Below are 1059 nucleotides of genomic sequence, written 5' to 3'. Positions count from 1 at the left end.
TGTTATGAGAACAAATGGTTCTATCAACCCTTTGAAAATCTTTGAAAACCGGACAAGGGAATTGGTATAGATGCTTCGCTCTGCGTTCACCTTCTGTAGCAGCATAAACATGCCAGTAAATGGACATACTGGTGGCTGGACAAGGGAATTGGTTCAGGTGCGAGCGATGCGTGGCTCCATGCTGTAGCCAGTTCTTTTCTTATTTCAATGTGAAGTTAAGTTTGCCCGCCAGAACGTACACCATGGCGATGATGTTTTTCTCGGAACGGTATCCGCGAGCTTTCCGTTTGGCGGCCTGGAACAAGCTATTCACTCCCTCCAGAAGGCCATTCGTCAGCTTTGACGAGAACCAGCGAACAACGCCATCGTAGTGATTTTGCAGCATTTTAGCGACTTCGACCATTGGAGCCAAACGGCAACGCAGTCCCCATTGAATCCAGTCTTTCAGCACCATTGGTGCAATCGTGGCCGGATAGCGGTATATCTCCTGCAAGATCAAACGCATACGGTATGCCTTGGCTGTGTCTAGATCACAGTCTTTCAGTTTCGCCATGGTCTCTTGTTGCGCGGCCGTCAGGTTTTCCGGATTTTTCAACCACATATAACGCGTATCCTTCAGTTCAGCACAGCTTTTCCGCTCCGTGCGGCGAACCTCATCCACAGCTTCGTTGGCTGCCTGAATGACATGGAATTTGTCAAATGTGATCGATGCCTTCGGAAAATTCTCTTCCGCACCTTTGATGAAGGCAGGGGACATGTCCATGCAGAGTTCGGTGATGTTTTCTGCTTTACCGCCATGAGCTTCTAACTGTTGTTTGCATTCACTCCAGGTGCCGGAGTCCTTGCCCTTCGTCACGCATATGACATTCTTCTGCTCCGGATCCATGAAGATGGTGATGTAGTTGTGCCCGCGCTTGGCGGACGTTTCATCCGTGTTGATCTTCGTCACATAGGAAAGATCCTGCGCTGCAATCGCGTTATCCACGTAGTGATGCAGGATCCGCCATAAGCGTGTATCGTGCTCTCCTACAAATCGACTGATTGCATTCATCGGCATAT

Annotated in this window: 1 protein-coding gene; it reads right to left on the bottom strand. The window is 49.3% G+C overall.

What is annotated here, in order from left to right; translation table 11 throughout:
• Nucleotides 1-199: 199 nt before the first annotated feature.
• Nucleotides 200-1059: ISL3 family transposase (locus ABD76_RS27830; protein ID WP_197260124.1), on the bottom strand; the 860-nt coding region annotated here is incomplete at its 5' end.

It is taken from the genome of Paenibacillus dendritiformis, assembly GCF_015845845.1.
Classification (GTDB): domain Bacteria; phylum Bacillota; class Bacilli; order Paenibacillales; family Paenibacillaceae; genus Paenibacillus_B; species Paenibacillus_B dendritiformis_C.
This window is presented reverse-complemented; position numbering and strand designations above follow the sequence as displayed.